Origin of the sequence: Marinobacter sp. P4B1 (assembly GCF_001447135.1) — a bacterium.
Lineage (GTDB): Bacteria > Pseudomonadota > Gammaproteobacteria > Pseudomonadales > Oleiphilaceae > Marinobacter > Marinobacter vinifirmus.
In genome coordinates this window covers 213,307-232,331 of the sequence record NZ_LLXM01000010.1, presented here as the reverse complement: position 1 = coordinate 232,331, position 19,025 = coordinate 213,307, and the positions used below count along the sequence as shown (strand labels likewise).

The 19,025-nt window shown below is 59.0% G+C and carries 15 protein-coding genes and 2 pseudogenes; 9 read left to right on the top strand and 8 right to left on the bottom strand.

Annotated features, from left to right (window positions below):
- Positions 1 to 8: 8 nt before the first annotated feature.
- Positions 9 to 323 carry an SCP2 sterol-binding domain-containing protein gene (locus AQ621_RS07145; protein ID WP_058340870.1) on the top strand — a complete coding sequence of 105 codons (315 nt, stop codon included), beginning with the start codon at positions 9 to 11 and terminating at the stop codon, positions 321 to 323.
- Between the two features lie 86 nt (positions 324 to 409).
- Here the strand turns inward: AQ621_RS07145 and AQ621_RS07140 are convergent, their stop codons facing one another.
- The 4 genes from AQ621_RS07140 to AQ621_RS07125 all read right to left on the bottom strand — a co-directional run bounded on the left by AQ621_RS07140 (position 410) and on the right by AQ621_RS07125 (position 4,249).
- Positions 410 to 2,116, bottom strand: coding sequence for a FimL-related protein (locus AQ621_RS07140; protein WP_058340869.1), 1,707 nt, complete (start codon positions 2,114 to 2,116; stop codon positions 410 to 412).
- Positions 2,117 to 2,249: 133 nt separating this feature from the next.
- A complete protein-coding gene (dnaQ, locus tag AQ621_RS07135) occupies positions 2,250 to 2,960 on the bottom strand; it encodes a DNA polymerase III subunit epsilon (protein ID WP_058340868.1) in 711 nt (236 codons plus the stop codon).
- A 44-nt stretch (positions 2,961 to 3,004) separates the two neighbouring features.
- Entirely contained in the window at positions 3,005 to 3,448 is a 444-nt protein-coding gene (rnhA, locus tag AQ621_RS07130) for a ribonuclease HI (protein ID WP_058340867.1), read from the bottom strand.
- A complete protein-coding gene (locus AQ621_RS07125) occupies positions 3,449 to 4,249 on the bottom strand; it encodes a class I SAM-dependent methyltransferase (RefSeq protein WP_058340990.1) in 801 nt (266 codons plus the stop codon).
- Positions 4,250 to 4,367: 118 nt separating this feature from the next.
- Between AQ621_RS07125 and gloB the strand changes: the two genes are divergently transcribed.
- From gloB to AQ621_RS07085, 8 genes and pseudogenes are all read left to right on the top strand, one after another.
- On the top strand, positions 4,368 to 5,162 hold the full coding sequence (gloB, locus tag AQ621_RS07120; RefSeq protein ID WP_058340866.1) for a hydroxyacylglutathione hydrolase: 795 nt from the start codon (positions 4,368 to 4,370) through the stop codon (positions 5,160 to 5,162).
- A 166-nt stretch (positions 5,163 to 5,328) separates the two neighbouring features.
- Positions 5,329 to 7,068, top strand: coding sequence for a LysM peptidoglycan-binding domain-containing protein (locus AQ621_RS07115; protein ID WP_058340865.1), 1,740 nt, complete (start codon positions 5,329 to 5,331; stop codon positions 7,066 to 7,068).
- A gap of 12 nt (positions 7,069 to 7,080) precedes the next feature.
- Positions 7,081 to 8,913, top strand: coding sequence for an extracellular solute-binding protein (locus AQ621_RS07110; protein ID WP_058340864.1), 1,833 nt, complete (start codon positions 7,081 to 7,083; stop codon positions 8,911 to 8,913).
- 46 nt (positions 8,914 to 8,959) lie between these two features.
- A pseudogene (locus tag AQ621_RS07105) lies at positions 8,960 to 10,046 on the top strand (microcin C ABC transporter permease YejB).
- On the top strand, positions 10,046 to 11,068 hold the full coding sequence (locus AQ621_RS07100; RefSeq protein ID WP_058340863.1) for an ABC transporter permease: 1,023 nt from the start codon (positions 10,046 to 10,048) through the stop codon (positions 11,066 to 11,068). The pseudogene AQ621_RS07105 and the gene AQ621_RS07100 overlap by 1 nt, the downstream one beginning before the upstream one ends.
- 1 nt (position 11,069) lies before the next feature.
- On the top strand, positions 11,070 to 12,668 hold the full coding sequence (locus AQ621_RS07095) for an ABC transporter ATP-binding protein (RefSeq protein ID WP_058340862.1): 1,599 nt from the start codon (positions 11,070 to 11,072) through the stop codon (positions 12,666 to 12,668).
- Positions 12,669 to 12,737: 69 nt separating this feature from the next.
- Positions 12,738 to 13,523 (top strand): enoyl-ACP reductase FabI, encoded by a 786-nt coding sequence (locus AQ621_RS07090; RefSeq protein WP_058340861.1) that lies wholly within the window; start codon positions 12,738 to 12,740, stop codon positions 13,521 to 13,523.
- 117 nt (positions 13,524 to 13,640) lie between these two features.
- Entirely contained in the window at positions 13,641 to 14,714 is a 1,074-nt protein-coding gene (locus AQ621_RS07085; protein ID WP_058340860.1) for a 3-deoxy-7-phosphoheptulonate synthase, read from the top strand.
- Positions 14,715 to 14,785: 71 nt separating this feature from the next.
- Here AQ621_RS07085 and cobA read toward each other — a convergent pair.
- From cobA to lolA, 4 genes and pseudogenes are all read right to left on the bottom strand, one after another.
- Positions 14,786 to 15,601: pseudogene (gene cobA / locus AQ621_RS07080) on the bottom strand (uroporphyrinogen-III C-methyltransferase); the annotation flags it as partial.
- A gap of 38 nt (positions 15,602 to 15,639) precedes the next feature.
- Entirely contained in the window at positions 15,640 to 16,914 is a 1,275-nt protein-coding gene (gene serS, locus AQ621_RS07075) for a serine--tRNA ligase (protein WP_058340858.1), read from the bottom strand.
- A 118-nt stretch (positions 16,915 to 17,032) separates the two neighbouring features.
- Positions 17,033 to 18,367: a replication-associated recombination protein A gene (locus tag AQ621_RS07070; RefSeq protein ID WP_058340857.1), complete on the bottom strand. Its 1,335-nt coding sequence runs from the start codon at positions 18,365 to 18,367 to the stop codon at positions 17,033 to 17,035.
- On the bottom strand, positions 18,367 to 19,020 hold the full coding sequence (lolA, locus tag AQ621_RS07065; RefSeq protein WP_058340856.1) for an outer membrane lipoprotein periplasmic chaperone LolA: 654 nt from the start codon (positions 19,018 to 19,020) through the stop codon (positions 18,367 to 18,369). Before lolA ends, AQ621_RS07070 begins: the two co-directional genes overlap by 1 nt.
- Positions 19,021 to 19,025: the final 5 nt, after the last annotated feature.

Sequence of the window (19,025 nt, the reverse complement as noted above, 5' to 3'; positions counted from 1 at the left end):
GTAAAACAATGTCTGTAGCTCAGGTATTTGAAAAGCTGGAACAGAACTTCAACGCAGACGCGGCACAGGGCCTGGACCTGGTCTTCCAATTCGATATCGAAGACGACAAGACCTACAACCTGGAAATCAACGACGGTACCTGCAAGATGAACGAAGGTGCCCACGATGATCCTTCCGTTACCCTGATCATGAACTCTGAAACCCTTCAGGGCATTGTTTCCGGCGAAACTGACGGCATGCAAGCATTCATGGCTGGTCAGCTGCGCGCCGAAGGCGACATGATGCTGGCTACCAAGCTGGGTGAACTGTTCAACATGGGTTAATCCCCTGTCGAACGTTCCACAAAAAAACCTGCGCAAGTCGCAGGTTTTTTTGTGGCTGGACAAAAGCCCGAAAAGCGGGCCGGCTGTTACAGCCCTACGTCATCCAGTGATGATTCCGCCAGCTTCAGAAGATCGGTGTTGCGATCTTCACGGCGGCCGATGCTTTCAATGTAGTATTCCAGCGAAGTCAGCGCATCCGCCAGGGCTTCCAGAACCTGGGAAACCGGTGCTTCGCGGGCATCCAGCAGGCGCTCCTGGATAGAAGCGGCAACGCGCGCGATCACATCCGCGGCCTGCGGATCGTTGACCATCACCAGGCCACCCCAGATGCTTCGCAATGTTCCGGGCAGGTTTGCCAGGTGCAGCTTGTCGTAGTCAGATTCAATAAACGCGGTAATCGCCCGCTTGGCCAGGGTCAGTGCACTGCGGGCTTCGTCTGCTACCACCCAGACCGCTTCCTGCAGGTAAATCGACTCTTCTGCTTTGCGCTCACTGGTAGCCAGGGCGTCGGTTTCAGAGGTAATGCCACGGGACACAATCTGCATCACCGCGTCTTCAACACCCAGTACCGAATCGGCCAGACGATACAATTCGTCTTCCTCCGGCAAGCGATCCTCTTTTTGCCACTGGCGAAGCTTGCCAGCTTCTTCACGGGCAACACCCGCCAGACGGTTCAGGTCGAGCATCACCAGCGTATTGGCCAGGCGTTCGAGAGACTCGGCAATGGACACCAGTTCAGCCAGGTCTGGCTCGATGCCCCGTTCGATGATATCCAGTTTGTCCTTGAGCTGGTTCAGCTCTTCCTGCAGCGCCTCCGACAGGGATTTCAGGACATCGGAACCCGGCCCGTACAGGCGGCGGGAATGGGCTTCCAGCAGGGCATCCGGGAAGTCAGACGGTGCTACCTGCCAGGCTGACAAGACTTCGGCGACTTCCGGGTTGCCGGAACCACTGCGGTACAGCAGGTAGACCAGGTCACGAATCAGGGAGTCAGGAGCGTCTTTTGCGGTAGCTACCTTGCCCACATACACCACTTCACGGGCGTATTTCTCAATACGCATCAGCAGCCGCTTGCGGGCCTTGTTGAACACCATCGCCCGGTCGAGCATGGTGTCCGCCACGGTGGCCAGCAAACACCACATCTGCCCCATGGGTGCGTCCTGGCACAACCTTGCAAAGCCCCGGGCCGAGCGGGCGATCAGCTTTTTACTGACCACTTCGTTCCTGTCACGGAGAACACCCAGCAGCGCCACCTGCAATGTCAGACGCATGCGCCGCGCAAGGATTTCGTATTCGTCTTCGCCACCTTCCAGCGGCTGCATCGCCTTGCCCTTGCAGAAATCCGGGCGTCCCCTGACCTCGAGGTCAAAAAAGCAGGATTCAGGATAAGGTTTTTCGCGGCGGGCTTCGCGAAGATCGTTTATCACCGGCAGCAACAGTTCGGGATGGTCTTCCCGCTGCTGGTGGTAATACTCCACATAGCGGCGAAGAATGAACAGCGCACCACTGAGAGTGGTCAGGAGAATGTTTTTGTCGTCGTTGGCGCCAACAGGCACATCGTTGGCCAGGCTGACGGCTTCCTGGCAAAGCAGGGTGCCACCGCGCAGCTCCACCAACAGGAAAATGCCGCGAAGCTGGTTCAGGTAATCGACACAGTTTTGCAGGTCTTCCCCGCTCTCGCGGTTTTCCTGGAAACGTTCAAGGCTGGCCTCGGCCTGCTTGATGGTCTGTTCGATTTCGCTTTTGACCAGATCAAACGACTGCGATTTCGTCGCCAGAGACGATTGAACCATAAACGTTTCCTGCTTCCTTACAAAGAATAATCAGTTACCAAAAAAACTGGCGAACTTCCCATTACTTATAACACAGAATTCAAGTACCTCAAGAAAGCCGGAATGTAACATTTGGTACACCCTGACCCAGTTCTCATTCTGCTCCCTGTAACTTGCTCCAAACCGTTCCGCCGGCCTGCTTTTCCATCATCGCCATGAACGCATCATGGGCTTCGGCTTCTTCATCACTGGCGCGCACAACGGCCAGCGGCTGGCGCTCTGAACTGATCCTGCGCAGGCCTCCGGCGCTGCCATCATCACCGGCACCGCTGTCCAGTGACAGCGCGGTCTGGCCGCCGGTCATCAGCAGATAGACATCGGCCAGGATCTCGGCATCCAGCAAAGCGCCGTGCAGGTCACGGTTGCTGTTATCTACGCCGTAACGCTTACAGAGTGCGTCCAGGTTGTTCTTCTGGCCCGGATGCTTGGCCCGGGCGATAGCCAGGGTATCGACAACACCGCAGTGGTCCGCCGTTTTGCGGACAGGCTTCAGGCGGGCAAACTCGGAATCCATGAAGCCGACGTCGAACGCCGCGTTGTGGATGACCAGCTCGGCGCCCTTGATGAATTCGAAAAACTCGTCGGCAATCTCCGCAAATTTCGGTTTGTCTGTCAGGAATTCATTGGTAATGCCGTGAACGGTTATGGCTTCGGCTTCTACTTCCCGTTCCGGATTGATGTAAACGTGGTAGTTCCTGCCCGTCAGCTCCCGCTCGACCACCTCAACACAACCAATCTCGATAATCCGGTGGCCATCGTTGGGATCAATACCCGTTGTTTCGGTATCCAGTACGATCTGTCTCATTGCTTACCTTCAGAAATACCCATCAGACTTTAGAAAATGCCGGTTCAGCTGCCGGACAACTCAGCCACGCCACGATTCGCCAGCTCATCCGCCAGCTCGTTATCCGGGTGGCCGGAATGCCCTTTGACCCAGTGCCAGTTTACCTTGTGCCGGGCGGCTTCAGCATCAAGCTCCTGCCAGAGGTCGGCGTTTTTCACCGGTTTCTTTGCCGAGTTTTTCCAGCCGTTACGCTTCCAGCCGGCCATCCATTCGGTGATGCCTTTACGGACGTATTGGGAATCGGTGTACAGTTCCACCTCACACTCCCGCTTCAACGCCCTCAAGCCCTGAATGGCGGCCATGAGTTCCATACGGTTATTGGTGGTTTGCGCCTCTCCGCCGTGCATGGTTTTGCAGGCGTCGCCATAACGCAACAATACACCCCACCCGCCGGGGCCCGGGTTACCTTTACAGGCACCATCGGTATACATCACTACCTTGCCGGCCATTTACACTCCTGAACTGTTCTGCTGTTTCTTTACCGTGCCGGTACTGGCGCAGGTTCCGTGGGAACCCACAGCCCCGGGTAACGACACGACCCGTGTTTTGCGCCAGGGCACCCGCCGCTGCAACCGGGCATAGACACGTTTGCGGGCAAGGATACAGTAATAGGCCCCGACTGGCAGGAAATGTCCATGACAATCCAGGTCTTTGCTTTGCCGGCTTATATAGTTGCCCTTTCTTTGCAGCGGAAGCGTACAGAAAAACGTGGCACTGCCCTCCAGCTGAAACCCCAGCAACCTGAGCCAGTCTTCCATCCTCGCCCTGAGCAGAAAACGACCGCCCCATGGGCCGAGCTGATGCCGGGAAACAAGCTTGCGCGCGCCCCAGAGACTCAGCGGGTTAAATCCGATCAAAGCCAGGTGCCCTTCTCCCCGCAAAACCCGGGCCGACTCCCGGAGCACCTGGTGTGGATCCGGTGAAAAGTCGGCAGTGTGGTGCAGGATGACCAGGTCCATCGAATCCCCGGGAAACGGCAACTCGTCCGCATCGCAAACCGCTACGCCGTCCGGCATGTGGGTATACCAGGCTGGCGTGGTGATAATTTTCTGGGAGAAGTCGGTACCGCTGGCCAGGGGCAATCGATGGCTCAGCCCCACCTGCAATTGTCGGGCGCCGGTTAATCCATCCAGGTGATGGTCAAGGACACGCCGCTGGCTGGCCAGCAGGGCGCGGCCAAGCGGGGTCTGTATCCAGCGCTCGAAACTTTCGTGGCGTGCGGAATAATCTACAGGCTGCAAACCTTTCACCAGGATTTCTCCAACATCAGCGCCCCTGTTCCGGGCCGGATTCACGGGCGCGCTTCTTGGGATGACAGCACGGTTGCATTATCATAACAGGCACATTCATCGAGCACATGGGGTCACCATGCTCAGTATTCACCCGATTCCGGCGTTTTCAGACAACTATATCTGGTGCCTGGCAGACCAGGACACCGGCAAGGCACTGATTGTAGACCCGGGGCAGGCGCAGCCGGTGAAGGACTACCTGGCCGCCAACAACCTGGTTGCAGACACCATCCTCGTTACCCACCACCACCCAGACCACGTCGGCGGCATCAAAGACCTGCAGCAAGCATGGCCAGACGTGCGCGTGGTCGGGCCGGCGAAATCCCCGTTCAAGGGCAGCAATCACCCGGTTCACCCCGGTGACGAAGTTGTCTGGCAGGGGCTGACCTTTGACGTGCTGGCCGTACCGGGCCACACCCTCGACCACCTGGCTTATTTCAGCCCCACACAGGTCGATGGCAAGCCGGTACTGTTTTGTGGCGACACCTTATTCGTTGGCGGTTGTGGTCGCTTGTTCGAAGGCACGGCGGAGCAAATGCACCAGTCCCTGAGTACCCTCCGGGATCTGCCCGGCGATACAGCCGTGTATTGCGCCCATGAATACACCCTGGCCAACCTGCGGTTTGCCCGCAGCTGGTTGCCCGACGACCAGGCCCTGGCGGATTTCGAGCAACAGTGCCAGGCACGCCGTGACCAGGGCCTGCCCACCGTGCCCTCAACCATGGCCGCCGAGAAATCGCTGAACCTGTTCCTGCGCTGGGACGACCCGGCAGTGGCAGAAGCCGCCCATCGGTACTGTGCCGAGCAGGGTTTGCCCTCCGGCTCGGATAGCGAAATTTTTGCAGCTGTCCGGCACGGAAAGGATCATTTCTGATCCTTTCCGGCGCTGCCGGTTAACAGTTCTTGTCACAGCTGTAACACGGCAATTCTTGACCGCCGTGAAAGGGCTTTCTTAGAATCCCAACCTGCTATCGACCGTAACCAGTCATTTCTGCCGGCCCTTTATACATGACGCTGCCGGCGCTACTCGGAACTCTTTTATGCCGGTCAAACGACTCTCATATGTGTTACTCGCTTCCTCGCTGCTTTCTGCCTGCAGCAGTACCCAGATCATGGAGAACTGGAACTCCCCATCAGCCTGGTTCGGATCGGACACTGACCAGCAAGGCAACCCGGTGGATTCCGAGAAGGTAGTAGTAGCCCGGGGAGACGAAGACCTGAAAGCCTCGGTGGCTGCCGGCAATGGCGATGAAGCCACGGATGCCCCGCTGGATGACGCCATATCCCCGGAACTGCGCGCCAAGGCGAAGGATGCCCGGCAAAAACTGGACGATCCGAAAACCCGGGCAGATGCCAGTGCCGACAGCCAGGACCTTTGGGACCGGATGCGTTCAGGTTTCGCCATGGACCACTCTGTCGACAACGCCAGGGTCAAGTCACAACTCGACTGGTACGCCCGCCACCCGAGCTACATCAAGCGGGTTGTCGAACGGGGCTCTCGTTACCTGCACCATATTGTGGAAGAAACCGAGGCACGGGGTCTGCCGACAGAAATGGCCCTGCTGCCGATTGTCGAAAGTGCGTTCGACCCGTTTGCCTATTCCCATGGCCGGGCAGCCGGCCTCTGGCAGTTCATTCCTTCTACCGGCAAATACTTCGGCCTGACCCAAAGCTGGTGGCACGACGACCGCCGTGATGTTCTGGAAGCAACCGACGCAGCCCTGACCTACCTGGACCGTCTGGCAAAGCGGTTTGACGGTGACTATACCCTCGCCCTGGCCGCCTATAATGCCGGTGGCGGCACCGTATCCAGCGCCATGCGGCGTAACCGGAATGCCGGAAAACCGACGGATTTCTGGTCTCTGTCACTGCCCAAAGAAACCAGCCACTATGTGCCCAAGCTGATTGCACTGGCCAAGATCTTCGACAACCCCGAAGCCTATGGCATCGAGTTGCCAGCACTGGACGACGAGCCCTACTTCGAAGTGGTGGATACCGGCTCACAGCTGGACCTGGCCCAGGCTGCCGAGCTGGCCGGGGTGGATATTGATGAAATCTACCTGCTGAACCCGTCTTACAATCGCTGGGCCACCAATCCGGAAGGCCCGCACCGTCTCCTGGTTCCGAAACAGAATGCCGGAGAGTTCCGCCAGGCCCTGGCGAATTTCCCGAAAGAACAGCGTGTATCCTGGCAGAACTACAAGGTCCGCAAGGGCGACAACCTGAACAGCATCGCCCGGAAGTTCGGCACGACTACGTCCGTGGTGCGCCAGGTGAACAAACTGGATTCCGACCTGATCCGCATTGGCCAGAGCCTGCTGATTCCATCCTCAACCCGCGGCGCTGATGCCTATGCCCTGAGCCAGTCCCAGCGCCTGCAGCGCACCCAGTCACGCAAGCGGGATGGCAACAAGGTTTCCTATACCGTGCGTTCCGGCGACACCTTCTGGGACATCGCCCGCGAACACCGGGTATCGGTGCGTGAAGTGGCCGCCTGGAACGGTATGGCTCCCGGCGACCCGCTGATTCCCGGCAAGAAGCTGGTTATCTGGTCCAAGAATGCACAACCCACCGTTGCCTCCAACAACTCTGCCCGCAGCAAGGCAATGGTTCGCAAGGTGGGCTACCGGGTCCGCAGTGGCGACTCACTGTCTGCCATTGCCAGCCGTTTCTCGGTGAATGTGCGGGACATCGCATCATGGAACGATCTTAATACCAAGCGTTATCTGCAACCCGGACAAAGTCTGGTACTCTACGTTGACATAAGAAACAGCCCTTAACGTGCGAGAACCATGATAAAAACACGGAAAGCCGCCTTTTCACTGACCAGTATTTTCACCTCCCTGGCCCTGATGACCACCGCAGCAACCACCGTTGCGGAAACCCCGGCGGCTTCGAATCCCGCTCCCGTGCACGGCATTGCCATGCACGGCGAGCTGAAGTATCCGGAAAATTTCAGCCACTTTGACTACGTAAATCCGGACGCCCCGAAGGGCGGCACCCTGCGTATGTCTGTGGTGGCCAACGGCTTCGACAGTTTCAACCCGTTTGTTATCCGGGGTGTTGCGGCTGCTGGCGTCAGCACCTATGTTTACGACACCCTCCTGGAATCCTCTGCCGACGAACCGTTTTCCGAATACGGACTGATCGCCGGGAGCGTTGAAGTACCGGAAGACCGCAGCTACGTGATCTTCAACCTGCGGGAGCAGGCCCGCTTCCAGGACGGGGAGCCCATTACCGCCGAAGACGTTGAATTCTCGTACCGGATACTCACCACCGAAGGCCACCCTTTTTACCGCAACTACTATGCGGACGTGAGCAAGGTCACCGTCGAAAACAGCCATCGTATCCGCTTTGATTTCGGTGCCACCGAAAACCGTGAACTGCCGCTGATCCTCGGGCAGATGCGTGTGATGCCGGCCCACTACTGGGCCGACCGCAAGTTCGAAGGCAACGGCCTGGATGTTCCGGTTGGCAGCGGCCCTTACCGCATCGACAGCTACGAGGCCGGACGCTCGGTAACCTATGAGCGGGTCGATGACTATTGGGCGGAAGACCTGAGCATCCGCAAGGGCCGCTTCAATTTTGATCGCATCAAGTACGAGTACTACAACGACGACACCGTCGCCCTGGAATCCTTCAAGGCCGGCAACTTCGATCTGCGAGTGGAGACCTCCGCCAAGAACTGGGCCACTGCCTACACCGGGCGCGGCTTCGACAACGGCGAAATCACCAAGGAAGCAGTTGAGCACCACCGCCCCAGCGGCATGCAGGGCTTTGTCTTCAACACTCGCAAAGCAGTGTTCAAAGACCCGAAGGTACGCAGGGCCCTGGCCTATGCCTTTGACTTTGAATGGGCCAACCGCAACCTGTTCTTCGATCAGTACACCCGCACCGACAGCTATTTCGAGAACAGCGACCTGGCCTCCTCCGGCTTGCCCTCCGGCCGCGAGCTGGAGATTCTCGAGACGTTCCGGGATCAGCTGAACCCGGCTGTTTTCACCGAGACCTACACGCCTCCGACGACCGGTGACGGCACCTCCATGCGGGATAACCTGCGCACGGCCATGCAACTGCTGCAGCAAGCCGGCTACAGCGTCCGCGACGGCAAGATGGTGCACGCGGAAACCGGCAAGCCACTGGCCTTTGAGGTGCTGCTGTTTCAGAAAAGTTTCGAGCGCGTTGTCCTGCCCTTCCGGCAGAACCTTGAGCGCCTCGGGATTGACGTATCCGTGCGGCTGGTGGACAGCAACCAGTATGTTCAGCGGGTACGGGATTTTGATTTCGACATGATCACCCAGGTATTGCCCCAGTCCGATTCTCCGGGCAATGAGCAACGCGAATACTGGCACTCATCCAACGTGGATGTGTCCGGTTCCCGCAACTACATGGGTGTGAGTGACCCGGTGGTGGACCGCCTGGTGGAGATGGTCATCCAGGCACCGGACCGGGACGAACTGGTATACCGCGTCCGCGCCCTGGACAGGGTATTGTTGCACGGCCACTACGTGATCCCCCACTGGCACCTGACCAGGGACAGGGTTGCGTACTGGAACAAACTGCAGCGCCCGGAGGTCACACCGAAAAACGGTATCGACCTGAACAACTGGTGGGTCAAACCCTGATCCGCCGGTTTATTCCACAGCAGTAACGGAAGGACTCCTCCCCTCAATGGGCATTTACATACTCCGCAGGCTGGCCCTGATTATCCCGACCCTGGTCGGGATAATGCTGCTGAATTTTATCATCGTGCAGGCGGCGCCCGGCGGGCCTGTAGAACAGCTGATCGCTGAAATGGAAGGGCATGGCGGCAGCGCCCTGGCCCGGGCCGGTGGCGGGGACACCGGCGGTGAGGTGGCGTCGGGCTCTTCTGACAGCCGGGGTTCCCGGGGCCTGCCTCCGGAACTGCTGCAAGAAATCGAGGCAATGTACGGCTTCGACAAGCCCGCCCATGAACGTTTTCTGATGATGTTAAAGGACTACGCCACCTTCGATTTCGGCGAGTCTTTCTTCCGGGACCGTACGGTCATCCAACTGATCATCGACAAAATGCCCGTTTCGATATCCCTGGGGCTCTGGTCTACCCTCATCATTTATCTGATCTCTATTCCCCTGGGTATTCGCAAAGCGGTCTCGGACGGTTCGCGCTTCGACGTCTGGACCAGTTCCGCCATCGTGGTGGGCTACGCCATCCCCGGCTTTCTGTTCGCCATCCTGCTGATCGTACTGTTTGCCGGTGGCAGTTACTTCGACTGGTTCCCGCTGCGGGGGGCTGACCTCTGCCGATTTCGAGCAGATGACCTGGTACCAGAAGATCGGTGACTACTTCTGGCACCTGGCCCTGCCGGTAACCGCCAACGTCATTGGCGGCTTTGCCACCCTGACCCTGCTCACCAAGAACTCCTTCCTGGATGAAATCGGCAAGCAGTACGTGGTCACGGCCAGGGCCAAGGGCCTTGAGGAAAAACAGGTGCTTTACGGCCATGTATTCCGTAACGCCATGCTGATTGTGATTGCCAGCCTGCCCGGGGTGCTGGTGTCGCTGTTCTTTACCGGCTCCCTGCTGATTGAAGTTATCTTCTCCCTGGACGGTCTGGGCTTACTGGGTTTCGAGGCCGCCCTCAATCGCGATTACCCGGTCATCTTCGGCACCCTGTACATCTTCACCCTGATGGGCCTGGTCCTGAAGCTGATCAGCGACATCACCTACGTGCTGGTGGACCCCCGTATCGACTTTGAAACCCGGGAGGGTGCGTAATGCCAACACTCTCTCCCATACAGAAGCGACGGCTTCGTAACTTCAAGGCCAACCGGCGCGGCTACTGGAGCCTGTGGTTGTTCCTGCTGCTATTCGGCCTGTCCCTGGCCGCCGAGCTGATCGCCAACGACAAGCCGTTGATGGTGTCCTATCAGGGCGACTGGTATTTCCCGGTAGTACAGAACGTACCGGAGGAAACCTTTGGCGGCTTCCTGCCCACCGAAACGGACTACCGGGATGATTTTATCGCCGGGGAAATCAACGCCAACGGCTGGATGATCTGGCCGCCAATCCGCTTCAGCTACAACACCATCAACTACGACCTGGATGTACCGTCACCAGCGCCCCCCAGTGCCGAGAACTGGCTGGGTACCGATGACCAGGGCCGGGATGTCGCCGCCCGCGTTATCTACGGGTTCCGAATTTCCGTGGTGTTCGGCCTGACCCTCACCATTGCCAGCTGTATTGTGGGCGTAATCGTGGGCGCCATTCAGGGCTATTACGGCGGTAAGGTTGACCTGTTCGGGCAACGGTTCATCGAAATCTGGTCCGGCCTGCCCATGCTCTACCTGCTGATTATCCTGTCGGCTATCGTTCAGCCCAATTTCTGGTGGCTGCTGGGCATCATGCTGCTGTTCAGCTGGATGGGGCTGGTGGATGTGGTGCGCGCCGAGTTCCTGCGGGCCCGAAACTTCGAGTACGTGAAGGCTGCCCGAGCCCTGGGCCTGGAGAACCGTCACATCATGTTCCGGCACATACTGCCCAATGCCATGGTCGCCACCCTCACCTTCCTGCCCTTTATCCTGACCGGTGCCATTACCGGCCTGACCTCACTGGATTTCCTGGGTTTCGGCCTGCCGTCCGGGTCGCCATCCCTGGGGGAACTGATCGCCCAGGGCAAGTCCAACCTGCACGCACCCTGGCTGGGCATTTCAGCGTTCGTGTCTTTGTCCGTAATGCTGACCCTGCTGGTGTTTACCGGTGAAGCCGTGCGTGATGCCTTTGACCCGAGAAAGAACTGATATGAGCGAACTACTGAACATCTCGGGGCTTTCCATCCGTTTCGACAAGGGCCCGCTGGTGGTGGATGACCTGTCCCTATCCATTAACAAAGGCCAGACCCTGGCGCTGGTGGGTGAAAGCGGTTCCGGTAAGTCGGTTTCCGCCCTGTCGGTACTGCGCCTTCTGGACGAGCGCCACGCCGACTATCCGTCTGGCAGCATCACCTATCAGGGCGAAGACCTTCTGAAGGCCCCGGAAAAACGGTTGCGGCAAATCCGGGGGCGGAAGATCAGCATGATCTTCCAGGAGCCCATGACGTCCCTGAACCCGCTGCACACGGTAGAGAAGCAGATCACCGAAACGTTGGAACTGCACATGGGCCTGCGGGGCGAGCAAGCCAGGGCGCGATGCATGGAACTACTGGCGCTGGTGGGCATTCCGGAACCGGAACGTCGCCTCAAGAGTTATCCGCACCAGCTTTCTGGTGGGCAGAAGCAACGGGTCATGATCGCCATGGCCCTGGCCAACGAGCCGGAGTTACTGATCGCAGACGAACCCACCACCGCCCTGGATGTCACCGTGCAGAAGCAGGTGCTGGAACTGCTGAAATCCCTGCAGCAGAAGCTCGGTATGGCCATGCTGCTGATTACCCATGACCTGAGCCTGGTGCGCCGGTATGCCGATAACGTGGTGGTTATGGAACGCGGCAAACGGGTTGAGGAAGCACCGGTCGCCATCCTGTTTGAATCGCCATCCCACCCCTACACCCGCAAGCTGATTGATGCGGAGCCACCGGAACACCCGGTTGCGGCAGAAACCGGCGGCCCTGAGCTGATCAAAGTCGATAAGCTGAACGTGCACTTCCCCATCAAAAAGGACCTGTTTGGCCGGGTAAAAGAGAGCTACCACGCCGTTCGGGACGTGGCTTTCACAGTGCGCCCCGGGGAAACCCTGGGCATTGTCGGCGAAAGCGGCAGTGGCAAGACCACCATCGGCCACGCCTTGTTAAAGCTTACCGGCGCAACCGGCAACATCCAGCTGGGTGGCACCGACATCGGCAACCTCACCCAGAAAGCCTTCCGGCCCTGGCGCAAGCGTATCCAGATTGTGTTCCAGGACCCGTTCGGCAGCCTGAGCCCGCGCATGTCCATTGCCGAAATTGTCGGCGAAGGCCTGACGATTCACGACCCGGACAACCAGGACCAGCACGAAGCCCGTGTCATCCGCGCCTTGCAGGATGTCGGTCTGGACCCGGAAGCCAGGCACCGATACCCCCATGAGTTCTCCGGAGGGCAACGCCAGCGCATTGCGATCGCCCGTGCCCTGGTTCTGCAACCTGAGCTGATTATCCTGGACGAGCCGACATCCGCGCTGGACCGAACCGTGCAGAAACAGGTGATCGAACTGTTGCGGGATATACAGCAGCGATATCGGTTAAGCTATATCTTTATCAGCCATGACCTGGCCGTCGTCCGGGCATTGAGCCACAAGCTGCTGGTGCTCCATCATGGCAGCATCGTGGAGTACGGCGATGCGGAGAAGATCTTCCGGCAACCGGAACAGCCGTATACCCGGGAATTGCTGAACGCAGCCTTCTTCTACCAGACTACGACCAATTGACCGTTACCCGCGTGTACCCCGGTCGGGGATAATACGCGCAAATCACAGGAACACAGGGAGCAGATACCCATGGGAATTCTCAGTGGCAAGAAAGCACTGATTGTTGGCGTAGCCAGCAAGCATTCCATCGCTTACGGCATTGCCGAGGCGTTCGCCCGTGAAGGCGCCGAACTGGCCTTCACCTACCAGAACGAAAAGCTGCAGTCCCGCGTTGAGAAATTCGCGGAACAGTGGGGCAGCACCATCACCCTGCCCTGCGATGTCGCCAGCGACGAGGAAATCGAGAATGTGTTCACCGAGCTTAACAAGCACTGGGACAACATCGACATCATCATCCACGCCGTTGGCTTTGCCCCGGCCCACGAGCTGAACGGCAACTATGTGGATGTCACCACCCGCGAAGGCTTCAAGATTGCCCACGACATCAGCTCCTACAGCTTCGTGGCGCTGGCCAAGGGCGCCCGCAAGATGATGCACGAAGGCAGCAGCCTGCTGACCCTGAGCTACCTGGGTGCCGAACGTGTCCTGCAGAACTACAACGTGATGGGCCTGGCCAAGGCCTCACTGGAAGCCAACGTCCGTTACATGGCCGCCAGTCTGGGCGAAGAAGGCATCCGGGTGAACGCGATTTCTGCCGGCCCGATCAAGACCCTGGCCGCGTCCGGCATCGCCAGCTTCCGCCGTATGCTGAGCGAGAACGCCAAGCGCGCTCCGTTGCGTCGTAACGTGACCACCATTGAAGTGGGTAACGCCGCTGCGTTTATGTCGTCTGACCTGGCCTCCGGTATCACTGGCGAGGTTCTGTACGTAGACGCCGGCGCCAATATCTCCGGCATGGGTTCGCTGGACGACTGAGCACCGCCGTTGAAAAGCACTGCCAAATAACGCAGACTAACCAGCTCACCGGCGGGCGGACAACCGCCTGCCGGCACCATTTGCGTTAATCTTCAGTCACCGGGGAAGCACTACAAGATGTCGGGCAAGAAACTGGAAAACCTGAACGTGGCCAGCCAGGAACCACTGATCACTCCTGAAGCCCTGAAAAGCGAACTGCCGCTTTCAGATACCGCTGCAGAAACCGTGGCCAACGGCCGTCAGGCAATCTACGACATCATGGACGGCAAAGACCACCGTCTGTTCATTGTAGTTGGCCCCTGCTCTATCCACGACGTGGACGCTGCCCGGGACTATGCCAACCGACTGAAGAAACTGGCCGACGAAGTCAGCGATACCCTGCTGCTGGTGATGCGGGTTTACTTTGAAAAGCCGCGGACTACCGTTGGCTGGAAAGGCCTGATCAACGATCCGCACCTGAACGATACCTTCGACATCGAACAGGGCCTGCACATCGGCCGTCGCCTGCTGCTGGATATCAATGAACTGGGCCTGCCAACGGCAACCGAGGCGCTGGATCCGATTTCTCCGCAGTACCTGCAGGACACCATCGCCTGGTCTGCCATCGGAGCCCGTACCACGGAATCCCAGACCCACCGGGAAATGAGCAGTGGCCTGTCTATGGCTATCGGCTTCAAGAACGGCACCGACGGCAGCCTGGATGTTGCTGTTAACGCCATGAAGTCGGTCTCCCATCCTCACAGCTTCCTGGGTATCGACCAGCAGGGTAAAGGCGCCATCATCCGCACCAAGGGCAACAACTACGGTCACGTAGTACTGCGCGGTGGCGGTGGTAAGCCCAACTACGATTCTGTGAACGTTGCCCTGTGTGAGCAGGCACTGGAGAAAGCCGATCTGCGCAAGTCCATCATGGTGGACTGCAGCCACGCCAACTCCAGCAAAGACCCGGCCATCCAGCCGCTGGTAATGCAGGACGTTACCCACCAGATCCTGGAAGGCAACAAGTCTATCCAGAGCCTGATGGTGGAAAGCAACATCAACTGGGGCAACCAGTCTATTCCGGAAAACCTGGCAGACCTGAAGTACGGCGTGTCGGTGACCGACGCCTGTATCGACTGGGAAACCACCGAGAAAGCAATCCGCACCATGCGTGAAAAGCTCAAGGACGTACTGCCCAAGCGAATCGACTGATTCGATTCGCGAGGCATAAAAAAACCGGGCTCATTCAGCCCGGTTTTTTTGTGCCTGATGTTTGGCCAAACTCAATATGGCTCGGGTTGTACGCCCAGCCAGTCCAGGCGGTTGCGCAGGGTGACCACCTCGCCAATAATCACCAGCGTGGGCGCGGCCACTTCCCGGTTTTCGATGATACCCACGATGGTCTCCAGCGTACCGGTAATGACTTCCTGCTCCGGCGTGGTGCCCTTTGACACCAGTGCAACCGGCATATCCGGCGCCATGCCGTGGGCGATCAACTCCCGACTGATAATCGGCAGGCCCACCAGCCCCATGTAGAACACCAGGGTCTGGCTGGTCTGCACAAAATCAGCCCAGGGCAGATCACAACTGTCGTTCTTCAGGTGGCCGGTAATAAACCGGACCGACTGGGCATAGTCCCGATGGGTCAACGGAATTCCCGCGTAGGCCGAACAACCAGAGGCGGCGGTGATACCCGGCACGACCTGAAACCGCACCCCGGCCTGGGCCAGGGTTTCGATTTCCTCGCCACCACGGCCGAAGATAAACGGATCGCCGCCCTTCAGGCGTACTACCTTATGCCCTTCACGGGCCAGGTCCACCAGGCGCTGGTTAATCTGATCCTGCGGCAGGGTATGGTTAGCACGCTGCTTGCCGACATGGATCTTCTCGGCAGTTTCCGGAATCAGCGCCATGATTTCCGGTGACACCAGGCGGTCGTACAATACCACTTCCGCGTTGGTAATCAGCCGCCAGGCTTTCAGGGTCAGCAACTCGGGGTCGCCGGGCCCGGCGCCCACCAGGGCAACCTCTCCGGCAGAGTTGTTCGGGTTTTCGGTAATCGGATTCGCCCGATACCTTGGTGCGGCAGAGGCCACACCAATCGCTCCTGGCGGTGGAGTACCTTCTTTATTCTGGCTCATTGGATTCTGTCCAGGCCTCTCATATACGGCTTCAGCACTTCCGGAACGAGGATGCTGCCGTCCGCCTGCTGGTAGTTTTCCATCACCGCAATCATGGCACGGCCCACCGCCAGGCCGGAGCCATTAAGGGTGTGCACCGGCTCCGGCTTGCCGGTTTCCGGGTTGCGCCAGCGGGCCTGCATACGGCGGGCCTGGAAATCGCGGGTATTGGAGCAGGAAGAAATTTCACGGTACTTGCCCTGCCCCGGCAACCACACTTCCAGGTCGAAGGTCTTGGCCGCAGAGAAGCCCATATCGCCGCCACACAGGGTCATTACCCGGTACGGCAGTTCCAGCAGTTGCAGCACTTTCTCGGCGTGGCCGGTGAGCTGCTCCAGCGCCTTGGCGGAGTCTTCCGGGCGCACCACCTGAACCAGCTCTACCTTGTCGAACTGGTGCTGACGAATCATGCCCCGCACGTCGCGGCCGTAGGAGCCGGCTTCGCTGCGGAAACAGGGTGTGTGGCAAACCAGGCGCAGCGGCAGCTCCGCATCCTCCAGAATGGTGTCAGACACCAGGTTGGTGGCCGGCACTTCCGCCGTGGGAATCAGGTACAGCGGGTTGTCACCGGCGGTACGGAACAGGTCTTCCTCGAACTTCGGCAACTGACCGGTACCAAACAGGGTATTGGCATTCACCAGGTACGGCACATAGGCCTCGGTGTAACCATGCTCTTCGGTGTGCAGGTCGAGCATGAACTGGGCCAGGGCCCGGTGCAGACGGGCCAGCTGGCCCCGCATAACGGCAAACCGGGAATGGGCCAGCTGGCTGGCTTTCTCGAAATCCAGGCCTTTCAGGTCTTCACCCAGTGCCACGTGATCTTTCGGCTCAAAGTCGAATTCCCGGGGCGTGCCCCACAGGCGGGTTTCGACGTTGTCGTCTTCATTCTTGCCCGCCGGAACGTCTTCGTCCGGCAGGTTGGGAATTCCGGCGAAGAAGGCATTCAGGGATTCCTGGACGGAACGCAATTCGTCTTCCGCTTCAGCTTTCTGGCGCTTCAGGTTGTCCACTTCCTCCAGCAAAGGCTTGATATCCTGGCCAGATGCCTTGGCCTTGCCGATGGACTTGGAACGCTTGTTCTGCTCGCTCTGCAGTGTTTCCGTACGAACCTGGATGGCTCGGCGGCTTTCCTCTAACCGTTCGAAGGTAGCCACATCAAACTCGAAGTTCTTAATGGCCAGCCGGCGGGCGATTTCTTCAGTCTGGGTACGGACACGTTTCGGATCGAGCATGATCTTCCTGAATTTTCCGGTTAACGAATGAATTAGAATATAGCGGCATTATACCTGCCGGAGTGCTGCTGGCCACCTTCTGCCCTGCGCCCGCCACAAATTCAGTAAACCGGGGGTATCAATAGCGCTTTTTCGGGCTCTGGGCATCCAGGGCGTCGAGTCGTTGGCGTTTCTCGGCCAGCTTGATTTCCAGCCCGCGCATCACCGGTTCGTAGTAACGGCGCTGGTGGATGGCTTCCGGCAGGTAGGATTCGCCGGCGGCGAAGGCATCCGGCTCGTCATGGGCGTAACGGTATTCCTCGCCATGGCCCATGCTTTTGAGGAGCTTGGTCGGGGCATTTCGCAGGTGCACCGGCACTTCATAATCCGGGTCTTTGCGAATGTCGGCCATGCACTGGTTGTAGGCCTTGTAGACCGCATTGCTCTTGGGCGCCATGGCCAGGTAGGTAACCGCCTGGGCCAGGGCCAGTTCCCCTTCCGGAGAGCCGAGCCTTTCCTGGGCGTCCCAGGCCTGCATGGTGATCTGCAGCGCCCGGGGGTCCGCGTTGCCGATATCTTCGCTGGCGATGCGCACCAGCCGGCGCGCCACGTAGAGCGGATCACAACCGCCGTCGAGCATCCGGCACAGCCAGTACAGGGAGCCGTCCGGGTTGGAGCCGCGTACGGATTTGTGCAGGGCCGAAATCTGGTCGTAGAACACGTCGCCGCCCTTATCGAAGCGGCGCAAACTGGTTTGCAGCACCTGCTCCAGGGTGGCGGCGGTAATACGGCTGGCCTCTGGCCCTTCCGGGTCTGCCAGGTCGGCCGCGACTTCCAGGATATTCAGGGCCCGCCGGGCATCGCCACCGGCGGATTCGGCCAGGGTGTCCAGTACGTCTTCGTCAATCAGCAGCCTGCCGCCAAAACCGGCGTCACTGGTGAGCGCCCGGTGCAGGAGTTGCAGGATGTCATCCCGCTCAAGGTTTTTGAGCACATAAACCCGGGTGCGGGATAACAGGGCGCTGTTCAGCTCGAAGGAAGGGTTTTCCGTAGTGGCGCCCACAAAGATGAAGGTGCCATTCTCGATATGGGGAAGAAACGCGTCCTGCTGGCTTTTATTGAAGCGGTGTACTTCATCCACAAACAGCAGGGTTTCGCGCCCCTGGGACTGTTTTCGATTGCGGGCCCGCTCCACCACTTCGCGGATTTCTTTCACCCCGCTAAGCACCGCAGACAGGGTTTCATAGGAAAGCTCGCCAACATTGGCCAGCAACCGGGCAAAGGTGGTTTTGCCCACCCCGGGCGGCCCCCAAAGGATCATGGAGTGCAACTGGCCCTGTTCTACGGCCCGGCGCAGGGGTTTGCCGGGGCCAACGAGGTGCTTCTGGCCTACGTAGTCATCAAGGGTTGCCGGCCGCATGCGGGCGGCCAGCGGCTGGAAACCGGCTTCAGTCTGAAACAGGCTGTCCTGCATCAGACGCCGTCCCGGATAACATCAACCTCCTCCGGGTATTCCAGCCGGAAGGCGCTGCGTTCAATATCTTCGTTCAGGCGGATCTCGTCAAAGCTGAGAATGCTCATCTGGGACAGGGAATCCTCCATGCGCATTTCCTGCAGCTCACCATCGTAGAAGCTCAGGCGCAACGAGGTAAACAGCGAATCGGCGCTGCGAGGCTCCAGGGTAAATTCCCGGGTATCTTCCCCGATACTGCGGCCAGACACCCTGTAGCTCTCATTCAGGTTACCCACTTCGCCACTGAGCAACAGCGCCGGGGTGGTCTGGATACGATCGTCCAGGGTATGGATGGTTACCTGCTCCAGGTCCGGATCGTAAACCTCCACTTTTTCACCATCACTGACAATGAATTGGGACAGCGGCGCACCGGTTTCCCAGTAGAACAGGCCCGGGCGCTTGGCCTTCAGGTTGCCCCGGGTTTCCTGCACGCGGCCACCGCTGGAGTCCACCACAATCTGGATAAACCGGGCCTGGTAGGTTTCGTAGCTGCGCAGCATGGCGGACAGCTGCTCTGCCGCTTTCAGGGATTCCTGCTCGCTGTCAGCCAGGGCCGGTGCTGCCGAGCCAAGGGCCGTCACCAACGCGAACCCGGCCAGCAGTGATCTGATCATAGTAG

Coding starts and splice junctions, on each gene's coding strand:
- serS (WP_058340858.1), bottom strand. CDS start 16,914: ATGCTCGATCCGAAACGTGTCCGTACCCAGACTGAAGAAATCGCCCGC.
- AQ621_RS07085 (WP_058340860.1), top strand. CDS start 13,641: ATGTCGGGCAAGAAACTGGAAAACCTGAACGTGGCCAGCCAGGAACCA.
- gloB (WP_058340866.1), top strand. CDS start 4,368: ATGCTCAGTATTCACCCGATTCCGGCGTTTTCAGACAACTATATCTGG.
- AQ621_RS07145 (WP_058340870.1), top strand. CDS start 9: ATGTCTGTAGCTCAGGTATTTGAAAAGCTGGAACAGAACTTCAACGCA.
- AQ621_RS07090 (WP_058340861.1), top strand. CDS start 12,738: ATGGGAATTCTCAGTGGCAAGAAAGCACTGATTGTTGGCGTAGCCAGC.
- AQ621_RS07070 (WP_058340857.1), bottom strand. CDS start 18,367: ATGCAGGACAGCCTGTTTCAGACTGAAGCCGGTTTCCAGCCGCTGGCC.
- rnhA (WP_058340867.1), bottom strand. CDS start 3,448: ATGGCCGGCAAGGTAGTGATGTATACCGATGGTGCCTGTAAAGGTAAC.
- AQ621_RS07110 (WP_058340864.1), top strand. CDS start 7,081: ATGATAAAAACACGGAAAGCCGCCTTTTCACTGACCAGTATTTTCACC.
- AQ621_RS07115 (WP_058340865.1), top strand. CDS start 5,329: ATGCCGGTCAAACGACTCTCATATGTGTTACTCGCTTCCTCGCTGCTT.
- lolA (WP_058340856.1), bottom strand. CDS start 19,020: ATGATCAGATCACTGCTGGCCGGGTTCGCGTTGGTGACGGCCCTTGGC.
- AQ621_RS07100 (WP_058340863.1), top strand. CDS start 10,046: ATGCCAACACTCTCTCCCATACAGAAGCGACGGCTTCGTAACTTCAAG.
- dnaQ (WP_058340868.1), bottom strand. CDS start 2,960: ATGAGACAGATCGTACTGGATACCGAAACAACGGGTATTGATCCCAAC.
- AQ621_RS07095 (WP_058340862.1), top strand. CDS start 11,070: ATGAGCGAACTACTGAACATCTCGGGGCTTTCCATCCGTTTCGACAAG.
- AQ621_RS07140 (WP_058340869.1), bottom strand. CDS start 2,116: ATGGTTCAATCGTCTCTGGCGACGAAATCGCAGTCGTTTGATCTGGTC.